Origin of the sequence: Paenibacillus dakarensis (assembly GCF_001373415.1) — a bacterium.
GTDB lineage: Bacteria > Bacillota > Bacilli > Paenibacillales > Paenibacillaceae > Paenibacillus_AQ > Paenibacillus_AQ dakarensis.
On the sequence record NZ_CDSE01000097.1, the window covers coordinates 107,060 to 127,115 of the forward strand.

A 20,056-nucleotide genomic window follows, 5' to 3' on the forward strand; every position below is an offset into this window, starting at 1 on the left:
ATTAAAAAAGGGCATCTGATTCCGCACAAGAATCAGATGCCCATTATAACGAATCAAGGATTAACGCTCCCGTTAATCTGCCTGACCTGATTTCAACTCAGGGGCAAGAAGCAGATCAACAATTTCGCCGTTCTTGCCTACATCAGCAAGCTGTTTACCAACCGATTTAGGATCACTAATCGGCGCCTTCTCTGAATCAATCGCAAATGCAGTACCTTCCTTGCTGTATGCAATCATCCGGAGCGGCTCTCTGCAATAGAATGCTCCCATGATTCTGCTTCCGTTCGGCTTGACCCGCTTGCCTTCTTTGAATTCAAAGGTGATGATCCCTTTGCCGCCTCTGCTCTGGATTGGATAATCCACAAGCAAGGAACGTTTTCCGTAACCCAAATCTGTCATGGTCAGAATTTCACCTTCGTCATCCATAACCCACAGCGCTGTAGCTACCTCGTCCCCTTCGCGTAACTGAATACCTCTTACACCGCCAGACACACGCCCCATCGTATTAACCTCTTGTTCATTGAAGCGTATGCTCATGCCGTTTTTCGTAATCAGCATAATATCCTTCGTTCCGTCGCTTTCGACCACCGTAAGTACCTGGTCATCAGCAGAAACTTTACATGCAGCTACGGCTCCGGTCCGTTTAGTTGCATAATCCTTCAGTTCTGTCCGTTTTACCTGACCTTTACGGGTCACGAACACAAGAGTCTTGTCACTCTCTTCGAAGCTCGACACCGGAATAACCGATACAATCTCATCCTCTTTAGCCAGCTGGATCACATTAACAATGGCTGTACCGGCATCCTTCCACTTATATTCTGGAATCTGGTGTACCGGAAGCAGGAAGTATTGTCCTCTCTGCGTGAAGATCAACAGATTCTCAAGAGTATTCACTTCAAGGAGACGGGTAATATAATCGCCTTCCTTTACGCCCGAGCTGTCAGGCTCACCGCCAGAGCGGGTAAACGACAGCATGCTGGTCCGCTTGATATAGCCGTCTTTAGACAGGGTAACCAGTACATCCTCGGCAGCAACCAACACTTCTAGGTTGACCTTAATCTCTTCGACTTCTTCCTGAATCAGCGAGCGGCGGTCGACTCCGTATTTATCCCGAATCTCCATCATTTCCTTACGGATGACAGAAATCAGCTTCTTATCATTGTTCAAAATGGCTTGAAGACCCTCGATTTTCTTCGTGAGCTCATCCAATTCCTTTTGAAGGGAATGAATTTCGAGGTTCGTCAATCGATAAAGCTGAAGTGTCAGAATCGAATCGGCCTGACGCTCGGTAAAACCGAACATCCACTGCAGATTATTCTGTGCGTCCTGACGGTTCTTGGAGGCTTTAATGGCTGCGATGACTTCGTCCAGAATATTTAGAGCCTTAACGAGCCCTTCTAATACGTGTGCACGGTCTTCTGCCCGTTCAAGCTCGTACTGTGTCCGGAATGTAATTACTTCACGCTGATGGGCAATATATGCCTCCAGCATCGCTTTTAAGCCAAGCTGTTGAGGTGTCTTATTAACAATTGCAACCATGTTGAAATTGTATGTGACTTGCAGATCCGTTTTTTTGAACAGATACGCAAGTATGCCATTCGCGTCTGCATCTTTTTTCAGCTCAACCACGATCCGCAGACCATCACGTCCGCTCTCGTCACGAACCTCCGCAATACCGTCAACCTTTTTCTCAAGACGGATATTCTCCATCGCTGTAACGAGGCGAGATTTAACGACTTGGAAAGGGATTTCGGTAATGACAATTTGCTGCTTGCCGCCGCGAAGGGATTCAATATCCGTCTTCGAGCGCAGGTAAACACGGCCTTTCCCTGTACGGTAAGCATCCTGAATGCCATCTCCGCCCATAATAATGCCGCCTGTCGGAAAATCCGGACCCTTTATAAACGTCATAATCTCATTAAGTTCAATCTCCGGTTTTTGCATAACCGCAATACAGGCATCGATAACCTCACGTAAATTGTGGGGCGGGATCTCGGTAGCAAACCCTGCAGATATCCCGCTTGTACCGTTAACAAGCAGATTCGGATATCTTGATGGCAGAACTACCGGCTCCTTCGCCGTATTGTCAAAGTTATCCTTGAAGAGCACCGTCCGTTTCTCGATGTCCCGCAGCAGTTCCATCGCAATCGGCGACAGTCGTGCTTCCGTGTAACGCATTGCCGCAGCCGGATCATCATCCTGGGAACCCCAGTTACCGTGACCGTCTACAAGCGGATGCCCCATCTTCCATGGCTGTGCCATACGTACCATACCTTCGTATATAGACGAGTCACCGTGGGGATGGTAGTTACCCATGACATCCCCGACCGTTTTCGCCGATTTACGATATGGTTTATCCGGTGTATTGCCGGAATCATACATCGCGTAAAGAATACGCCGCTGGACAGGCTTCAGTCCGTCACGAACATCCGGGATCGCGCGGTCCTGAATAATATATTTTGAATATCGGCCGAAGCGGTCACCTACAACCTCTTCCAGATAAGCCGGTAAAAATTGTTCTGATAAACTCATGACTCCACCTTCTATTCCTCAAACTCTGCAAAGTTGACATTCTCAACGATCCAGCGCTTCCGGGGATCAACCTTATCCCCCATCAGAGTGGATACCCTCCGTTCCGCCTTTGCCGCATCATCAATTTGCACCTGCAGCAAAGTCCGGGACTCCGGATTCATCGTCGTTTCCCACAGCTGGTCAGGGTTCATCTCACCAAGCCCTTTATAGCGCTGAAGCTCATAAGTTTTAAATTCCTTCAAATAATTCGCCAGCTGTCCTTCATTCCACGCATATCTTACGGTCTGAAGCTTACCGGATTTACTTGAGATTTTATAAAGCGGAGGCTGCGCTATATATACACGGCCTTCATCGATCAAAGGCTTCATGTACCGGTAGAAGAACGTCAGCAGCAGCACCTGAATGTGTGCTCCGTCCGTATCCGCATCCGTCATGATAATAATTTTGGAATAATTGCTGTCTGAAGTGGAAAATTCATTCCCGATTCCGGCGCCAATGGCGGAGACAATCGCACGGTATTCATCGTTTTTAAGAATATCAGCAAGCTTCGACTTCTCCGGATTCATTGGCTTACCCTTCAAAGGCAAAATCGCTTGAATTTTGGAATCCCGTCCCTGCTTCGCAGATCCTCCCGCCGAGTCTCCCTCTACGATGAACAGTTCTGTACGTGAAAAATCCTTGGACTGAGCCGGGGTCAGCTTTCCGCCAAGATTCGAGCTTTCACTGCGCTTCTTGCCTGTCCGCATCTCGTCACGAGCTTTACGTGCTGCTTCACGTGCCTTGGAAGCCTGAATAGCCTTCTTCAAAAGTGTCTGAGCGATTTGCGGATTCTCTTCCAGGAAAATCTGCATCTTCTCGGTCACAATGCTGTCCACCGCGCTTCGAGCGGATGCGCTGCCAAGCTGATCCTTAGTCTGTCCTACAAATTCTACTTCAGACATTTTGACACTAATGACAGCCATCATGCCTTCACGCAGATCATTACCATCCAGATTCTTATCTTTCTCTTTCAGGAGGTTGTTCTTCCGGGCATAATCGTTCATCACACGCGTATAAGCCGTTTTGAAGCCCGTCTCATGCGTACCTCCCCCTCGTGTCGGTATGGAGTTTACGAATGAGGCCAAGGTTTCAGTGTATCCTGCGTTGTATTGCAGTGCAATTTCAACTTCGATATCTTCCTTTTCCGCGTTAAAATGAACAACCTCATGCAGAACGTCTTTGCCTTCATTGAGAAACTCAACGAACTGGCTTGCTCCACCTTCATAAAAGAACTCATCGTTATTGCCCGTTCTCTCATCCTTAAGCACAATCCGAAGACCTGAATTCAGAAATGCAATTTCCTGGAGGCGTTCTGCCAGTGTGTCATAATTCAGTTTAATGCCTGCGGAGAAGACACGGGCATCCGGCTTGAAGGTTACCTTCGTGCCTGTTTTGTTCGTATTCCCCAAGACTTCAAGTCCGGTTACCGGTTCACCAACATGCTCTTTTCCTTTTTTGTCCTGCCAGTACTCAAACCGTTGGCGATGTATTTTACCATCACGGTAAATTTCAACTTCAAGCCATTCGGATAACGCATTTGTAACCGAGGCGCCTACACCGTGAAGTCCGCCGGACTTCTTGTAACCAGCCCCGCCGAACTTGCCGCCGGCATGAAGAATTGTGAATACTACCTGAGGAGTTGGAATCCCCGTTTTATGCAGTCCTGTCGGAATTCCGCGTCCATTATCATATACTGTAACGGAATTATCTTTGTGTAATGTTATTTCTATTCTCGAGCAGTACTTCGCAAGATGCTCATCGACCGCATTATCTACGATTTCCCACACCAAATGATGCAGGCCTGACGAGCTTGTGCTACCTATGTACATGCCTGGCCGTTTGCGTACAGCAACTAGGCCCTCGAGCACTTGAATGTCGTCAGCATCGTATCCCGAGCGGCCATCCGGGCCGTTCTGTGATGACTCTGCAAACCAATCGATCTGTTCGACCATTCATGCTCCTCCTTCATTCCTTCATATTTCACTAATAAAGGGGGATTGCCCCCCAATATGCAAACAAATGTTTTGTACACCTCGTCCATTTTAATTCAAAATGTCCCGTTTCGTAAAGACAGTGAATGAAATGATCAACGCCGCAGCCGCCCAGACTGCCAGAACTGCCAGTGAAAAATTCAAAGACATACCTTCAATCGGCGGTAAATTCCCGGCTAAATAATCAGTAACCCGCAAATTAACCATAAATAAATATTTTGCGCTTTCCCATGCCGAAGCCATGTTCGTTAATATACTGCCAGCTATTAAAGCAGCCATCATGACGACAATGCTCGCCGCAGTGCTTCGAACAAGCACAGACACCATAAAAGCCAGCATAGCCACAACCAAGCCGACAAACCAGATCAGCCCCGACTGCATCAGAATATACTTCCACTGCGGAACCGCATGAACAGCTGACATATCCACTTCGGAGCCAACGATATTAAATCCGGTAAATACAGGAAGGTCTAATCCTGCATAACCGAATGCAAGTCCAGAGATCAAGTAAGCTATTACAACCGTCGCGAGTATAATAAGGGAAACGAACATAATCAGTGTAATCAGCTTGCTGAGCAGAATCTTCCACCTTTTTACCGGGCGGGTCAACAGCATCTTGATGGTGCCTGTGGTCCGTTCGCCTGACACAATATCCGACGCAACAGCCATAATGAGCAATGGAATAAATAATGACGCTGCATTATTCAAAAATTCGCGTGTAAAATTCACACCATTCGGCTCATTCGGATTGACATCATGCTCCAGATAATACTGCATCTGCTGAATAAAGATTTTCCGGTACTGCTTGTACTCTTCAGGTACCCGATCACTGCCTAATGAGTTCTCATTATCCGTAATGCGCTGCTGAAGCTCCAGCCGCCAGTCTCCGTTAAATTTGCCCTGACTGCGCTCAGCTGCTTTCATCTGCGCATATGTAAACATGGGAACAAGAACAAGCAGTACCAATAGAATAACGTAAAAGCGTTTCTTCTTCATGACTTTAATGGTTTCGTTCTTAATAAGCGGCAGTATGCTAGTCAATACTTTCACCTTCCGTCATCTGAAGGAACAGCTGTTCCAAAGTAGGATTGATACGGCTAACACCACGCACTTCGACGCCTGAATCAACAAGCCGCTTCACTGCATCTGCAGTAAACTCTTCTTGAATTTTTGTTACGATCGCGTCTTTGGCCATTCCTGCGAGGATATTGTCATCCAGCAAGAGCTCCGGGTTGTCCATCACTTCACAGTAATCAAGGCCACGAAGAATGGTCTCGCCTTTACCGGCCGGATGCAAGTTCCAGATTACATATCCGGTGCTGCCTGCGATGAGCTCCTCGACTCCTCCAACAGCGAGCACCTTGCCTTGACTGATGATCGCCACGCGATCACATAAGAGTTGAATTTCACTCAGCAGATGACTTGATACGAATACAGCCAAGCCTTCTTTCGCAAGCCGCTGAATAAACTCTCTCATTTCCTTGATCCCTTTCGGGTCAAGACCGTTTGTCGGCTCATCCAGAATAAGCAGTTTGGGTCTGCCCAGGAGAGCTTGTGCGATCCCAAGCCGTTGGCGCATACCCAGTGAATAGGTGCTTACTTTATCATGAATCCGTTTTTCCAATCGCACAATCCGTACAACCTCATGAATACGATCTTCATCTATACCCGGCTGCATACGCGCAAAATGCTCCAGGTTCTCCCATCCGGTTAAATAGGAGTATACCTCCGGATTCTCAACGATGGACCCAATATAGCGCAGGGCCTGCTCCTGCTGTCTGTTAACATCATAGCCGCACACCGTGATTTTGCCTTCTGTAGGTTTAATAAGATCTACCAACATACGTATTGTCGTTGTTTTTCCTGCACCGTTCGGCCCGAGAAATCCGAATATTTCACCTGCTCTCACGTCAAACGTGACATCCTGGATAATCCATTTCCGCCCTATCTTTTTCTTGACGTGATCTACGGATAGAACGATGTCCTCCCGTGCTTCTGTCATCCGGTTTCGACTCCCTTCACTTCGAGTTACAGTTACAGAATACCTTGTGCAATCCGGTCGGCTATTGCTTCATAACCTTTGTCATTGGGATGAAAGTGATCCGAAGATAGATAGACATCCAGTTTTCCCTGGAATAAATCAAATGTCGGGACCACAACCATATTGGAATCTCTGTTCACAACCTGCTGAGCGGCATGATTCCAGGTTGATACGGCAACATTCCCCGGCAAGAGTAATTCCTTTATATCAGCAAAAGGGTGATAAAGCCCGACATAGATTACTCTCGCGTCTGGATTCACGACCCGAATTTGATCAAGAATTTGTGTTAACCGTTTCGTTGCTTGCGGGAGTTCATTCATAAGCTGTTTGGGGTCTAGCTCTTCCTTTCCAGCCTTAGCGTTCTCCATTAACCGGCTTCCCTGAAATAAATCATTGCCACCGATCGACAACAGGATGAGGTCCGCCTGCTTCAGTGCATACTGAACCCCTTTCTCTTCAAGCTTCGATATCAGTCCTTCTGTGGTCAAGCCGTTAATAGCAAGATTATTCAAAAGCTCACTCTTCCGTCCGCTGTCATTGAGATTTTGGATGGCTCTGCGTACAAAGCCGCTGCCTGTGCTGTCTCCTGTCCCTTTGGCTAAAGAATCCCCAATAGCCGTTATCTTTATTTTATCGGGCAGGGGCGGTAGAACCTTGAGATCCTTTGGCTCTGTCTCTTGTTCTGACGATTTTGGAGTATCCACTGCGGTTCCCCCCTTTTCTTCAGCAGCGCCAGATGATGCCCCGTTTGCAGCTGATGATTTCGATGAGTTTATATCTTTTACTGCATATATGAAGCCAATAATTAAAACTATAGTAATGACGAACGAGACGGATGCAGTGATGCGCCAGATCCATTTCGAAGAGTTCATACGGCTGTTCCTCCTGTTTGATGTAATGTACGATTACATTATTGGGTGAAGCTTGTTAACTGTATGTACATAAACATAAAACTTCTGAGATATTTTTGCAAATATGACCAAAATCATTGCAAAACAAAAAAACAGAAGGGAAAATCCCCTCCTGTTTATCATCATAGCCTTTGATTATTGACTAATAAACTCCTGAACCCAGTAACCATTATAGTAACCTACTCCGATCATGGTAAAGTTCGGAGACATAATATTTTTGCGATGACCTTCACTGTTCATCCAGGATTTCATAACTTCTTCCGGGGTACGCTGGCCCATAGCGATGTTCTCACCTGCATATTTATAAGAAATACCATAAGATTTCATCATCTCAAACGGTGAGCCGTAAGTTGGAGAAGTATGGCTGAAGTATTTGTTGTTATTCATATCCTTCGCCTTGTCTAAAGCCATTGTTGTCAGCTTTCCATGTACAGTTAGCGCCTTGAGGCCTGCTTTAGCACGTTCTTTATTCACAAGTGAAACCACCTGGCTGGCAAAATCAGACTGACCCGCTTCATCAGACGGTTTAGATGGAACCGATGGCTTGCTTGGTGTTGATGGTGTATTCGTTTCTGGAACGGATGGCTTTTCAGGCTGCGGCTTCACAACCGGCTTTTGAATAATCCATTGGAATTTCTTAATGCCAATCCACCCTTGCTCCTTTAATATCTGCTGTACCAGTTGATGCTTGTATGCTTTGCTCTCAGCCGGGGCTGCAGCAGATGCAGATGCCGGAAGCATAATTCCTACAGACAATACAGCTGCAATACCGCCGGTAACGAACTTCTTGATAATAGATCTATTCAATGTGATTCCTCTCCTTTAATTCAAATAGTTACATTTCTGTAATCACCTTTGAATATATTGTAACATATTTGATACCTTTGGCTACCCTTCAAATGTTGCCAGGTAACTAACTATATATAAAAAAGAGACTATCCTAAACGACGATTAGCCGCATAGAATAGTCTCTTGTTCAATCTGAACCATGTTACACATCATAATTTACAACATAGCTTTGAAGCTCAGTATTGTAATAACCAATACTATACTCCTTCACATTCCCCTGCTCATCATAGGAATAACGCGACCTCTTCAACAGCGGCTTGCCGCTGCTGATCTGTAACATTTCTGCGATTAGCTCCGGCGGTTCCGACACATCAAATTCATCCCGAAGCTTATCAAGAGAAATATTCTGGTCCTCCAGCAGCTCATATAAAGATTGAGCACTTAGATCCTGCAGGTCAACATCACCAATCGTATTTGATAAATAGTGCGTGTAATAGATATAAGGAACATCATCGAGATAATAAACACGTTCAAGCTTTAAGCTGTGCTCTCCAAATAGACGATAAGGCTCGGTATCCTCATCACATTGAATCAGTTCCGCACGAAGCCATTGCTTCTGAATACGATGACCTTCCTCTACCAAAATCTCCGTGAATCGTTTCCACTTGGACAATTTGGAAGCTGTGGTAATCCGGATCACTTTGGTCCCCTTACCGCTGCCTTTTTCAAGATAGCCTTCCTGAACCAGCTCCTGGATCGCATTTCGTACAGTAATCTTACTAACCCCAAATTCATTCTCCAGCTGAGGCTCGGAAGGAATGTTGGAACCGAGTGTATACACGCCATAAAGGATACGATCCTTTATGATATTCTTGATCTGCAAATACAATGGCCTATCTTTACGCGATAAGCTCACAGTTAGCCCACTACCTTTCTACATCGCCTACGGATTCCGTCATCGCACGAAGAATGTCAGCTTCTGATGCCATGGGCGTATCTCCAGACACCGTATGAGCGAGCATACCCGCAACAGCTGCGTATTGCACAGTCTGCTCCGGCGAAAAGCCTTCCATCTCTCCATGAATAATTCCGCTTGCATACGCGTCACCGGCACCTATTCGATCATAAACCGAAAAGGTCAACTGATCCGAGAATATAAATTGATCAATCTTAAATAGATAACCTCGAAGCGTATGGGTATTATCATGATTGATGGAACGGTGTGTTCCTGCAATGACTTCAATATGATAACGCTTTGCAACGGCAGGAATCAAGTCTGAGAGCTGTTCTTCCCGCTCCTGCTTCTCTGTCGCCATTCCAAGCGTATACAAGGCGTCCTTTTCGTTCATAATTACAATATCCGCGAGCTCCAGCATATCCTCATAGTGAGACTTGGCTTTAATATATCCGCCTTCACCCCATAAGGACGGGCGGTAGTTACAATCAAATATGACCTTGCCCCCGTGTTCCTTCACGGACTGTGCCAATGTCTTCATATGCTGCCTAACACCGTCATTCATCGCCAGTGTAATGCCGCAGAAATGAATCGCATCAATCTGACTTGCTATCGCTGCGTATTCATATACAGCTTCCGGTGCAGTATTGAAGCTGCTCTCCAGCCGGTTCGTATATGTAACCCGGCTAGACCGAACTCCGAAGCCATTCTCCAGGAAATACATCCCTAAATAGCTGCCTCCTCGATTCATAAACGTTGAAGCGATACCCAGTTTTCTCAAATAGGCTGCGGCGGCATCACCGAGTGAATTTACCGGCAGGCGGGTAACAAGATGTCCGGTATGCCCATAGCGGGTTAATGCTGAAATCACGTTAACCCCTGTACCTGAAAATGTATAATTCAATGTGTTCCCTTGTGAGAGAAGATCATACCCAGGTACTTGCAGACGCATCATGACCTCTCCAAAGGCTGCGATGACTTTAGGCATATTGATCCGCCAGCTTCTTCATAATCGATAGCAACTCGCGTACATCTTGAATTTTAGTATCGCCTGTTGCTTTATCAATGATCGAGGAATATACATGAGGAATGACTTGAGGTACACCTGCCTCCAGCGCTATATGCAGAATAGGCTCAAAATTCTCCAAATCGATTCCCCCGGTAGGCTCCAGTGCAAATCCTTCCTCTGCACATGCCTTTGCAACCGCACGGTATTCCTCTTCAAGACTTAAGCCTTTCATCGGGAAATACTTAAGCGCATTACCGCCCATATCCCTCACAAGTGCGATCGCGGATTTAACCGGAATGATTGCAGGTTCACTCTGCGCAGCACTATTCGGTCCTGTTGAAATGTTAACAAATCCAGGACGGCCGGATGGAGATACCAGACTGTTGATCCAGCTGTCTTTATTGCCAAGGTTTGCACGAGTCACTCCCACAGCCGGAAATACCTGGTTAATATGGCTTCCCGGATAATGCTTGGCAATCTCAGCCACAACAGCAGCCTGGCGGTTATCGCCGGCACCAAGACCGATTGATACCGCCTCCTCGATCTCTTGGCCATACTCCTTCATTGCTTCAACGGCTTCTTCCACGGTTGCGTAATCCTTAGACAATACCCCGACCAGCACAAATCCTTCTGCCGATTCAAATACCTCTTTCGCATTCTCGATATCCTTAGCCAATACGTTTAATGCAACACGGCCTTTGTAAAAACGTTCTGATATATTTGACATATTAACGTCCTCCCACCAGTTCACTTATTGTATTTCGAATGACAGTTATATCGTCGCCCATGAGCGAGCGTGGATCTATATCAAAATAGCCTTGTCTTACACCGTAATCACGGGTATAGATTGCAATCTCACCATTCTGCAGCCCTGCGGCTACTTCCTTCGCCGTCGTACCGGACTGCTGAGGGTCAATCTGAATTCTTGCCCGGAAAATTGCACGGCCTGCCTCATCCTGAACGATGGTAACACGAACGCCTGGAATATCATTTAAAGGCATAAGCTTCTGGAGCTCGGCTTTTTCAAACTCGCTTTTGTCTTTCTTCACGATATATTCATCAAGAGCCTGCAGCAAACCAAACGTCGTTTCTTTACCCACCTTCATACTCCGGCCAATGCCATGAAGCTGGACTTTTAACCATTCGATATACGTTCGTTTCCCGCCGACAATACCTGAGGTAGGGCCTTCAATCGCTTTGGAGCCGCTGTAAATCGCAAGGTCTGAAACCTTCACATATTTATGAATATCTTCTTCCGCAGCTGCATCAACAATCAACGGAACTCCTTTTCGCTGAGCAACTTCCCAGGCTTCTTCAACCGAAATCATATTTTTTTGGACAGCATGATGAGATCTTACATATAATACAGCTGCCGTTTTGTCCGTAATGGCATCTTCAATATGCTCTGCTCGTCCCTCATTAGCATAGCCGACTTCAACCAGCCTGCCGCCGCCTAAAAACACCATTGTCTCAACGGGTGCACCATACTGCACGTTATGTCCCTTTAAGATGATAATCTCGTTCTTATCCATAAGGTCCTGATGAAGACGCTCGCTCATCCGGCGATTTCCTCGGGTAACAATAGCGGCAACGGAAAGCGCTATGCCGCTCGAAGCCGAGTTCACTACTACAGCAGCCTCTGAACCCAATATGCGTGCGATGTGGTCACCTGCCTTATCAACCAGATCCGCTATTTCCACATAGCTCTGTCCGCCCTGCTTCATAGCCTCCATAACCGTATCTGTCGGTGCAGATACACCCAGGATACTCATGCGTCCGCTGGCATTAATAACCCGTTTAAGACCGTATTTCGCATTTAATGATTTCCCCATCGACAACCACTCCTTTTGCTTCGATTACTCGATCTGTCATTCGCCGTTCCCCTTCGGAATCGATCAGTTCCAGTGCTCTCTGGTCCACGGTAAACAGCGTCAGGTTAGCACGATCACCAGCTTGTATGCGTCCGAGTTCAGGTTTGCCAAGCCAATCGGCAGCGTTTGTGGTGACAGCCGCAATTGTTTCTTCCAATGAGTAGCCTAGGTGCAAAAATTTAGTCAGCACACTACTCATGCTAAATACTGGACCATTCACCCGATTCCCTCTATAAATATCCGTGCTGATTGTATGTAGTCCGATACCGTGCTGTTTTGCCATCTCAGCCACTTGAAAGGAGAAGCTGGCCGTCCCATGACCCACGTCAAGATGGACTCCTCGCTCAATAGCATCCAGGAGTACATCAAGAGGTCTGCCTTCTGCATCAAACAGATTGTTCTTCTTGCCATTCAGATAATGAGTTATCACATCCTGCTCTTGTAATAACGGAATGACCTCCTCAATATCCGGGGGGCCTGAACCAATGTGAACCATGATCGGTAGACGGGTTTCTCCCGAAAGCTCCCGCGCTATCCGCAGCGGCTCCACTCCACTATCGCCAACAACACTTCTGCTAATTCTCGCCTTTAATCCTACAATGAACTCGGAGTATTCCTTGACGGCCTGAAGGACCCCTTCCTTATCGATCCATTCAAGCCTTGACAATTCATCAATTCTCGCCAGCCCGATCCTCGATATATTGAGAAAAGCGAATACCCGGGTCTTGGTCAACCTGCTGCTTGCAACCAGATCGGCAATTCGATCCGCACCGCAGCTTCCTGCATCAACAATCGTTGTTACACCCTGTTTAATTCCGATTTCATCAATTTCGTCACCGTAGGGATCAAACGCGGGAAAAGCATGAACATGCAAATCGATCCAACCACTAGACACATATGCGCCATGGCCATCAACGACGCGATCCCCTTTCCCCTCCCCGGCAGGAATGACAGCAGCAATCTTACCATTCTCGATGATCACATCGATCTCTTCTCCGCTCACGCGCTTCACGTGAGAAAGTACGATTAAATCATTCACCAGCATCACCTTTTTGTGTATAACATTATAATGTTTACGATAGCATGTGCGTTTCCTAAAGTAAACGAAAACATTATAATGTTTGAAGACGATTTACTGAATGGTTGTCAGCAGCGAAAACATAAAGCGGCCTGCTCCTGCACATATGAAGGAACAAGCCGCTGCTTATATGTATGATAATAAAAAGAGAAGCCCGTTCCCAAAACGGCGGGAGCGGGCTGGAGAAAAAACAGGCTACAGCTGTTTAACAAACTGATATCCGGTCTTTTCAAATCCGATATGTTCAAAAAATGCATGTGCCGGGGCTAAACCTTCCCGGTTGCCGCTTGTGAGAAACAAGAGGTTGCTTCCCTGCTGTCTTCCCCAATTTTCCCCACCGCTTACCAATCGTTTGCCGATTCCTTGGTTGCGGCTGTTTGAGGTTACAATCAACGAAGTGATTTGAGTGACCCATTTAGTCTCTGCAAAGGATTTAACTTGACGAAGCATAATCATGCCTACTACCTTCCCATCCAGCTCAGCAATCATATTGCAGTGCAGCGGGTTGGCGTCCATCATCTCCATCTGTTCACGCATTACATTCAGCGTAGTTGGATAATTGAATTCGCGCATCAAAGATGTGACAGATTCCAAATCCTCTTTCTCAAACGTTCGAATCAGCAGTGCAGGCGCAGACAAAACGCTATCCATGCTCATGTTAACCTCATGCTTCCCTTCTTGTATAATAACTGATTAAATATTCACATTCTCTATTTTCGTAGTTTCTCAAGAAGATTGCAATAGTCTTACGACAAAATTCTCTCTATTCAGCAAAGTTTATAGACCGAATGTTACAAAAATTTGTATTGGGCTTCGATTAAGCCATAATACGTTCCCTGCATATTCATAAGCTGGCTGTGATTACCTTGCTCAATGATTTGTCCATGATCGAGAACAACAATCATATCAGCGTGTCTGATCGTAGACAGACGGTGAGCTACAATGAATGAGGTACGCCCTTTAAGAAGCACTTTCAGTGCATCCTGAATTTTCAGCTCTGTTTCTGTATCTATACTAGCTGTTGCTTCATCTAGAATAAGAATCCGGGGATCGGCTAATAGCGCTCTGGCAAATGACAATAGCTGCCTTTGACCCATGGATAACATATTTCCCCGTTCCTCAACCTCTGTATCATAGCCGCTAGGCATATTGATTATAAAATCATGAGCGTCAACTGCCTTGGCGACTTCTTCGATTTCTTCATCTGTTGCATCCAGGCGTCCAAACCGGATATTATCACGAATCGTTCCCGAGAATATGAACGTATCCTGCAGAACGACACCAATCTGCTGACGTAGACTCTCTACGGTAACCTGGCGGATATCATATCCATCAATCGTGATTTTACCCTCTGTAATATCATAGAACCTGCTGAGCAGATTGATAATCGTACTCTTACCGGATCCGGTATGACCGACAAGAGCAATAGACTGGCCGGCTTTTACGTCCAGACTGATTCCTTTCAGAGCCTGACGACCCTTCTCGTATTCAAACACCACTTGCTCCAGCTTAATATCTCCCTTGATCTGCGGGAGTTTCTTGGCATTCGGAGCATCATCGATATTCGGCTTTTCATCAATGAATTCAAATATACGCTCTGATGATGCCATCGCAACTAGCAGCTGATTATACATCTGGCCAAGACGGTTAATCGGCTCCCAGAAGTTACCCACATAGTTCGAAAATGCAATCAGGAGACCAATCGTCAATTCACCATTTTGTATCAGCGTTGCCCCGAGCCAGAATAAGATTAATGTTCCGAAACCGCCGGTAATTTCAATCATAGGCCCGAACGCCTGGTTCATCGCTGAAGCTCTATCCCAGGATTTCTTGCTGTCCGCATTCATATGATCAAAGAACTTCATATTCTCTTCTTCCTGCGTATAAGCTTGGGTTACGCGGATTCCTTGAATGGATTCATTCAAGTGGGAATTGATGCGAGAGTTCTTCGTACGTACGTCTTGCCATGCTCTCCGTATTTTTACACGCAGCGTTGTCGAAATAAAGAACATGATCGGTACCGTGACGATAACCGCTAACCCCAATTTCCAGTTAATGAAGAGCAGGATCACAACAATTCCGAATAATTGAACAATGTCAATTAATAAATTGACCACACCATTGGTGAACAAGTCCTGCAGCGAGTTAACATCATTCGTCACCCGTACAAGTACCGATCCCGCCGGCCGTTTATCATAGAAATTAAAGGACAAGCGCTGAATATGCCGGAACAGGTCTGCACGAAGGTCATAAATGACACGCTGACCGATAATATTTGTATACTTGATACGGAATATGCCGGTAATATACTGAATGATAAATAGCGCAAGTACTGCAATCGTAATCTTGTACAGTAGGCTCAGGCTAGGCATACCGTTTTCCGGAGCGATCGCTTTATCGATCGCTTGCCCCGTTAAATAGGGAACGGCTAGCTTTGTTACGGTACCGATAAGCATGAGAACAATGATGAGAGGAACCATCTGTTTTGCATAGGGTCTCATGTAAGAAAGCAATCGGGTTAACTGCTTCCAGTTAAAGGGCTTCTCAATTGCATCATCATCCTGATAAACGAAACGTTCACCTGTTGTACCTGGTTCTTTGCCATTACGAGGAGCCTTCTGTTTAGGCTTTCTCTCCATATTTATTTCTGCGTTCATGACTTCACCTGCCCTTCCTCATACCCGGATGCGGCTCTGCGGGCAATGAGGTCTGCATATTGAATTTTATAGACATCCTGATAAGGACCTTCCTGATGAATCAGTTCATTGTGTTTACCGCGCTGAACCACCTTACCTTCGTCCAATACAAGAATTTCATCGGCATGTCGCAAGGATGAAATACGGTGTGCAATGATAAACGTGGTTCTTCCCTTCATGACTTCCTGGAAGCCTGACTGGATCTCATGCTCCGTCTCCATATCAACAGCGCTGGTTGCATCATCAAGTATGAGAATCTTCGGATCCTTCAGCAGCGCCCTCGCAATAGCAATCCGCTGCTTCTGTCCACCGGAAAGTCCCATGCCTCGTTCCCCTACTACGGTGTCGTAGCCGTGCTCCATCTCCATAATGAAATCATGGGCTTTTGCCAGCTTGGCAGCCCGGATAATGTCATCCAAAGACACATCCTTCATACCATAAGCGATATTATTTCGTATACTGGATGAGAACAAGAAGGTTTCCTGGAATACCGTCGCAATTTGACTTCGTAAACTGCGAACTTTAATATCTTTAATATTGATACCGTCGAGCTTGATGCTGCCGGAATTTACATTATAAGCGTGCATCAGCAGCTGGATTATTGTTGATTTACCGGACCCGGTGCCTCCCAAAAATCCAATAACCGATCCCGGCGGCGCGTTCAGATTAATGTTTTTAACAGCAGCCATCTTATTCCCGTAAGCAAAGGTTACGCCGTCAAATACCACATGTCCCTTCACCGTTTTCGGATCAAGCTCAATTGCATTTTCCTTGTCTTTTACATCAATAGGTTGGTTAAGCAGCTCCAGTACCCGTTCACCCGAGGCCTTTGATTGGGTGTAGTTGTTAATATGGAACCCGATGCTCCACATTGGCCCGATTATGTACCATATCAAGCTGAAGAATGCGACCAACTGACCAAGTGAGAGCTCTTTGTTAATAACCATCGATCCGCCAACCAGCAGAAGGATGACAATACTGATATTCGCGAATATTTCCATAAGCGGAAAGAATTTTGCCCACAGAGAAGATGCAAATATTTGATTCGTTTTGTAACGCTCGTTACGCCCCGAAAACTTCTCTACCTCGTGCGGTTCACGCGCGAATGATTTGACGGTTCGTACCCCTGTGATATTCTCCTGTACAGCGGTCGTTAAAGAGCTTAATGCCAGCCGCATTTCCTGAAAAGCCGGATGGATCTTGGATTCGAATTTAAGGGCTGTCACCGCCAGGAATGGCATGCTGACCAAGGTAAGCAAAGTAAGCTTCCAGCTGATCGAGAACATCATAATGGAGCCGAAGGTCACCATTAGGCCCAGATTCAGGATCTGCGCGAACCCGAAACCGATAAACATCCGGATCGCTTCGAGATCCCCTGTCAGCCTGGACATCAAATCGCCTGTTCTTGCCGTGTCGTAATAACGGAATGATAGAAATTGCAGTTTTTCATAACAGGCATTCCGCAGCCGGTAAGCTAAAAAGTTACCCAGTCGTCCACCAAAAAAGCCGTGAAGAAACTGCATCACTGCCTTAATGATGACGACCCCCAATACCGTCAACGCGAGTCCGGGTACTAAACTATAATTTCCGGGCTGAATTGCATCATCAATCAGCTTTTGCAGCAGGTACGGATACACGAGGCCGAGTGCGGTCGCGATCGCCAGACACAGTATGGAAAGAAAGAGATAACTTCGTTTCTCCCAAAAGAAGCCCTGCAGTTGCCTGAGAACATTCATGATTATCCTCCTTTGGATGGTTTACGTTCAATTTGAATCAATTTCATAACTCTTGAATAACAGTGACTTTGAATCTATATAGACAAACATTGATGTTCTGATCTATACGCTCCTGACTAGAAAGTTAAGGGTATTATGAAATTGATTCTGTTATGTAGCATTTAAGAAGTTTATCACCGACCCGGTAAAGCGGCAAAGAGAATATATCGTCATATATGCGCTAATGGGTCGTAAACGGGTCGTTAAGTGCAACATTTCATCCATTCATGATTAAATGGTCCTAAATTCTCGTTAATCCTGTTGATATAAGAAAGCGTCCATTTTCACATATCAGATCTTTATAAATCCATCATTTTAGCCCTTCTTTTTAACATATATATGGATTCTTATGGCATTTTTTTGTTCTCGTAACAACAACTTATAAAGCTATTTATTAATCCCAGCAAAAAAATAAAGGAAGCCGTTCATAACGGCTTCCTTTATCATTTTATTTAGCACAGAAATACTCTGTTCAAGCGTGTTGAGAGAAAAGAACTTCATCGCTCTGCGGCTATGATTTCTGTTCCATCTGAAACAGCTCATGAGCAAGAGAACGCCACATATCAGGCGATTGCCCATCCTGCAAGGACACAAGCAATGCATCAATCGTTTCCTGAAGCTGTTCCTGAAGAAGGCTCGCATGCTGTTCAAGTGAGTGCATGCTCTCTTTACTGTAGTGAGACGCAAGCTGCAGTTCCCGCTGCTTTACAACTGCCGCTATAGCTTCCTTCACTTTCGGCTCTGCTGCTTCTCGAAATCTCTGACTCCCGTTTCCTTCAAAGAAATGCTTCGGATTCTTGAAATATGACCAGTAGGAAAGCCAATCCCCGGTTATGTTCAATTCAGTTTCTTCTAATTGAGGAGTTGCCCATTCCCGGTCCTGTCGTACTGAAAGCTCCAGGCCTTCCGTTAACTTACCTGCCTCATCAGCTGTTTGACGGGCTGCTTCTTCGGTTAATCGGCGACCCTTCTGCTCGAGCCTAAGCGTGGTTGCCCAGAACTCTTGGTCAAGCTCTATGGACAATGTCCGTTCCAGATCACGTCCGCAGGCTGTGAATGCCGATTTCAAGCTGCCTGCATCCTCACGAAGAACCGAAGGATGGAATGCCTCCTGAAAGAATCTCCCCATCGCATAATCCAGCCTCTGCTTGACATGAAAGAGAAGCTCCCCGCATTCCTGCGTGATTTCCCGTGACAGATCTTTAGCCTTCAAGCTATCAAAATACGTTTGGGACTTCACACGTACTTCCTCAAGACCTGCAATTCTTCGGCTTCGGGTGTCTTCATCCTGCTCAGCGAGCTCGGCCCATGCTTCAGCTCTCCGCCGTGCGGATGCAATTTCATCATATCCCGCTCTTAAGGATAGTGCCGGCAGATCCTCAACCGCAAAACGATCAAGCGCATTCTCAAACGGTATAAATCCGGATGCTTCCACTTCCTGCTCATGCTCATGCATTTTTCCTCTTAATGCAGTCAAGCTGGAAACCGGATATATAAGCGGGTTCGCCACACCGCTTCGTACAAGATTTGTCCGAACGTGTGAGACAACCTCTTCAAGCTCGTCAGGGGACGATGCCAAATCTGCAGCATTGACAACGAAAAACATTTTATCCAGCGTAAAGCTGTCCTTCACCCTGCCCAGCTGGGACAAGAACTGTCTGTCGGCTTTTGAAAATGCATGGTTGTAGTAGGTTACATACACGATGGCATCCGCATTTTTGATATAACTGAAGGTCACACCTGTATGCCGGGCGTGAAGCGAATCCGCCCCCGGTGTGTCTACGAGTACGATACCCTGTTCTGTCAGCGGGCAGCTGTAATACAGATCGATGCCGTCTACATAGCAGGACTTCGTCTCATCCGCAACAAATCCGCGGTACTCCTCCATCGAAACCGACACTGTCATCCCAAGCCTTCCGCTCATTTCCTCCCAGCCCGCTGCCGCGGCTTTCAGGAAACCGTAATGAGGAAGTCCGGCGGGATGAACACCTTCAGGAGTCAATCCTTCTGCTGTCTTACGCCAGTTCCCTTCATTCGGCTCGGGCAAACCAAGCACGCTGAAGGAGTACTTGAGATCATCCCACCAAACGTCCTTTTTCTTCATACGGACAGCGGCCGTTGCATGAGGATGCTCTTCAGTCGGCGCAACAATCCGGTTCACCGCTGCGGTTGTCGGGTGAGGTGAAACCGGCAGCACCGATTCGCCGAGCAGTGCGTTGGCGAATGAGGATTTGCCCGCGCTGAACGCTCCGAACAGCGCGAGGGTGAACGAGCCGCCCGCGAGCGCATCGGCGCGGGCGTTCAAGTCCCGCGCGTGCGATGCAAGCGCGGGATGCGGCGCCAGCAGCGCCGCCGCGCCGCGCAGCTGC

General features: G+C 46.5%; 15 protein-coding genes. All 15 read right to left on the bottom strand.

Annotation, left to right across the window (positions count from 1 at the left end):
- Positions 1-72: 72 nt before the first annotated feature.
- The gene (gene gyrA, locus BN1234_RS20915; protein ID WP_054958569.1) at positions 73-2,532 is read right to left on the bottom strand and encodes a DNA gyrase subunit A; all 2,460 of its coding nucleotides are present in this window, start codon (positions 2,530-2,532) and stop codon (positions 73-75) included.
- 11 nt (positions 2,533-2,543) lie between these two features.
- The gene (gene parE / locus BN1234_RS20920) at positions 2,544-4,523 is read right to left on the bottom strand and encodes a DNA topoisomerase IV subunit B (RefSeq protein WP_054958570.1); all 1,980 of its coding nucleotides are present in this window, start codon (positions 4,521-4,523) and stop codon (positions 2,544-2,546) included.
- A gap of 90 nt (positions 4,524-4,613) precedes the next feature.
- The gene (locus BN1234_RS20925) at positions 4,614-5,603 is read right to left on the bottom strand and encodes an ABC transporter permease (RefSeq protein ID WP_054958571.1); all 990 of its coding nucleotides are present in this window, start codon (positions 5,601-5,603) and stop codon (positions 4,614-4,616) included.
- The gene (locus tag BN1234_RS20930) at positions 5,596-6,564 is read right to left on the bottom strand and encodes an ABC transporter ATP-binding protein (RefSeq protein ID WP_054958572.1); all 969 of its coding nucleotides are present in this window, start codon (positions 6,562-6,564) and stop codon (positions 5,596-5,598) included. The genes BN1234_RS20925 and BN1234_RS20930 overlap by 8 nt, the downstream gene beginning before the upstream one ends.
- Before the next feature lie 32 nt (positions 6,565-6,596).
- The gene (locus tag BN1234_RS20935; protein WP_054958573.1) at positions 6,597-7,475 is read right to left on the bottom strand and encodes a GDSL-type esterase/lipase family protein; all 879 of its coding nucleotides are present in this window, start codon (positions 7,473-7,475) and stop codon (positions 6,597-6,599) included.
- Positions 7,476-7,649: 174 nt separating this feature from the next.
- Positions 7,650-8,321 carry a CAP domain-containing protein gene (locus BN1234_RS20940; protein WP_054958574.1) on the bottom strand — a complete coding sequence of 224 codons (672 nt, stop codon included), beginning with the start codon at positions 8,319-8,321 and terminating at the stop codon, positions 7,650-7,652.
- A 184-nt stretch (positions 8,322-8,505) separates the two neighbouring features.
- Positions 8,506-9,219: a GntR family transcriptional regulator gene (locus BN1234_RS20945; protein WP_054958575.1), complete on the bottom strand. Its 714-nt coding sequence runs from the start codon at positions 9,217-9,219 to the stop codon at positions 8,506-8,508.
- Between the two features lie 10 nt (positions 9,220-9,229).
- On the bottom strand, positions 9,230-10,246 hold the full coding sequence (locus BN1234_RS20950; RefSeq protein WP_054958576.1) for a sugar kinase: 1,017 nt from the start codon (positions 10,244-10,246) through the stop codon (positions 9,230-9,232).
- A complete protein-coding gene (gene dagF / locus BN1234_RS20955) occupies positions 10,239-10,994 on the bottom strand; it encodes a 2-dehydro-3-deoxy-phosphogluconate aldolase (protein WP_054958577.1) in 756 nt (251 codons plus the stop codon). The genes BN1234_RS20950 and dagF overlap by 8 nt, the downstream gene beginning before the upstream one ends.
- 1 nt (position 10,995) lies before the next feature.
- Entirely contained in the window at positions 10,996-12,099 is a 1,104-nt protein-coding gene (locus tag BN1234_RS20960) for a DgaE family pyridoxal phosphate-dependent ammonia lyase (protein WP_054958578.1), read from the bottom strand.
- Positions 12,065-13,177: an amidohydrolase/deacetylase family metallohydrolase gene (locus BN1234_RS20965; protein ID WP_054958579.1), complete on the bottom strand. Its 1,113-nt coding sequence runs from the start codon at positions 13,175-13,177 to the stop codon at positions 12,065-12,067. Before BN1234_RS20965 ends, BN1234_RS20960 begins: the two co-directional genes overlap by 35 nt.
- A 234-nt stretch (positions 13,178-13,411) precedes the next feature.
- The gene (locus tag BN1234_RS20970; RefSeq protein WP_054958580.1) at positions 13,412-13,873 is read right to left on the bottom strand and encodes a GNAT family N-acetyltransferase; all 462 of its coding nucleotides are present in this window, start codon (positions 13,871-13,873) and stop codon (positions 13,412-13,414) included.
- Positions 13,874-14,007: 134 nt separating this feature from the next.
- Positions 14,008-15,873 (bottom strand): ABC transporter ATP-binding protein, encoded by a 1,866-nt coding sequence (locus BN1234_RS20975; protein WP_054958581.1) that lies wholly within the window; start codon positions 15,871-15,873, stop codon positions 14,008-14,010.
- Complete coding sequence (locus tag BN1234_RS20980; protein WP_054958582.1) at positions 15,870-17,648, bottom strand: ABC transporter ATP-binding protein; 1,779 nt, start codon at positions 17,646-17,648, stop codon at positions 15,870-15,872. Before BN1234_RS20980 ends, BN1234_RS20975 begins: the two co-directional genes overlap by 4 nt.
- A 550-nt stretch (positions 17,649-18,198) precedes the next feature.
- Positions 18,199-20,056 (bottom strand): dynamin family protein (locus tag BN1234_RS20985; RefSeq protein WP_170308098.1); only part of this gene is annotated, 1,858 nt, incomplete at its 5' end.

Bases quoted from the DNA above. Each gene is read 5' to 3' on its own strand.
- dagF (WP_054958577.1), bottom strand. From the start codon at position 10,994: ATGTCAAATATATCAGAACGTTTTTACAAAGGCCGTGTTGCATTAAAC.
- BN1234_RS20980 (WP_054958582.1), bottom strand. From the start codon at position 17,648: ATGAATGTTCTCAGGCAACTGCAGGGCTTCTTTTGGGAGAAACGAAGT.
- BN1234_RS20950 (WP_054958576.1), bottom strand. From the start codon at position 10,246: ATGCCTAAAGTCATCGCAGCCTTTGGAGAGGTCATGATGCGTCTGCAA.
- BN1234_RS20960 (WP_054958578.1), bottom strand. From the start codon at position 12,099: ATGGGGAAATCATTAAATGCGAAATACGGTCTTAAACGGGTTATTAAT.
- BN1234_RS20930 (WP_054958572.1), bottom strand. From the start codon at position 6,564: ATGACAGAAGCACGGGAGGACATCGTTCTATCCGTAGATCACGTCAAG.
- gyrA (WP_054958569.1), bottom strand. From the start codon at position 2,532: ATGAGTTTATCAGAACAATTTTTACCGGCTTATCTGGAAGAGGTTGTA.
- parE (WP_054958570.1), bottom strand. From the start codon at position 4,523: ATGGTCGAACAGATCGATTGGTTTGCAGAGTCATCACAGAACGGCCCG.
- BN1234_RS20935 (WP_054958573.1), bottom strand. From the start codon at position 7,475: ATGAACTCTTCGAAATGGATCTGGCGCATCACTGCATCCGTCTCGTTC.
- BN1234_RS20975 (WP_054958581.1), bottom strand. From the start codon at position 15,873: ATGAACGCAGAAATAAATATGGAGAGAAAGCCTAAACAGAAGGCTCCT.
- BN1234_RS20970 (WP_054958580.1), bottom strand. From the start codon at position 13,873: ATGAGCATGGATAGCGTTTTGTCTGCGCCTGCACTGCTGATTCGAACG.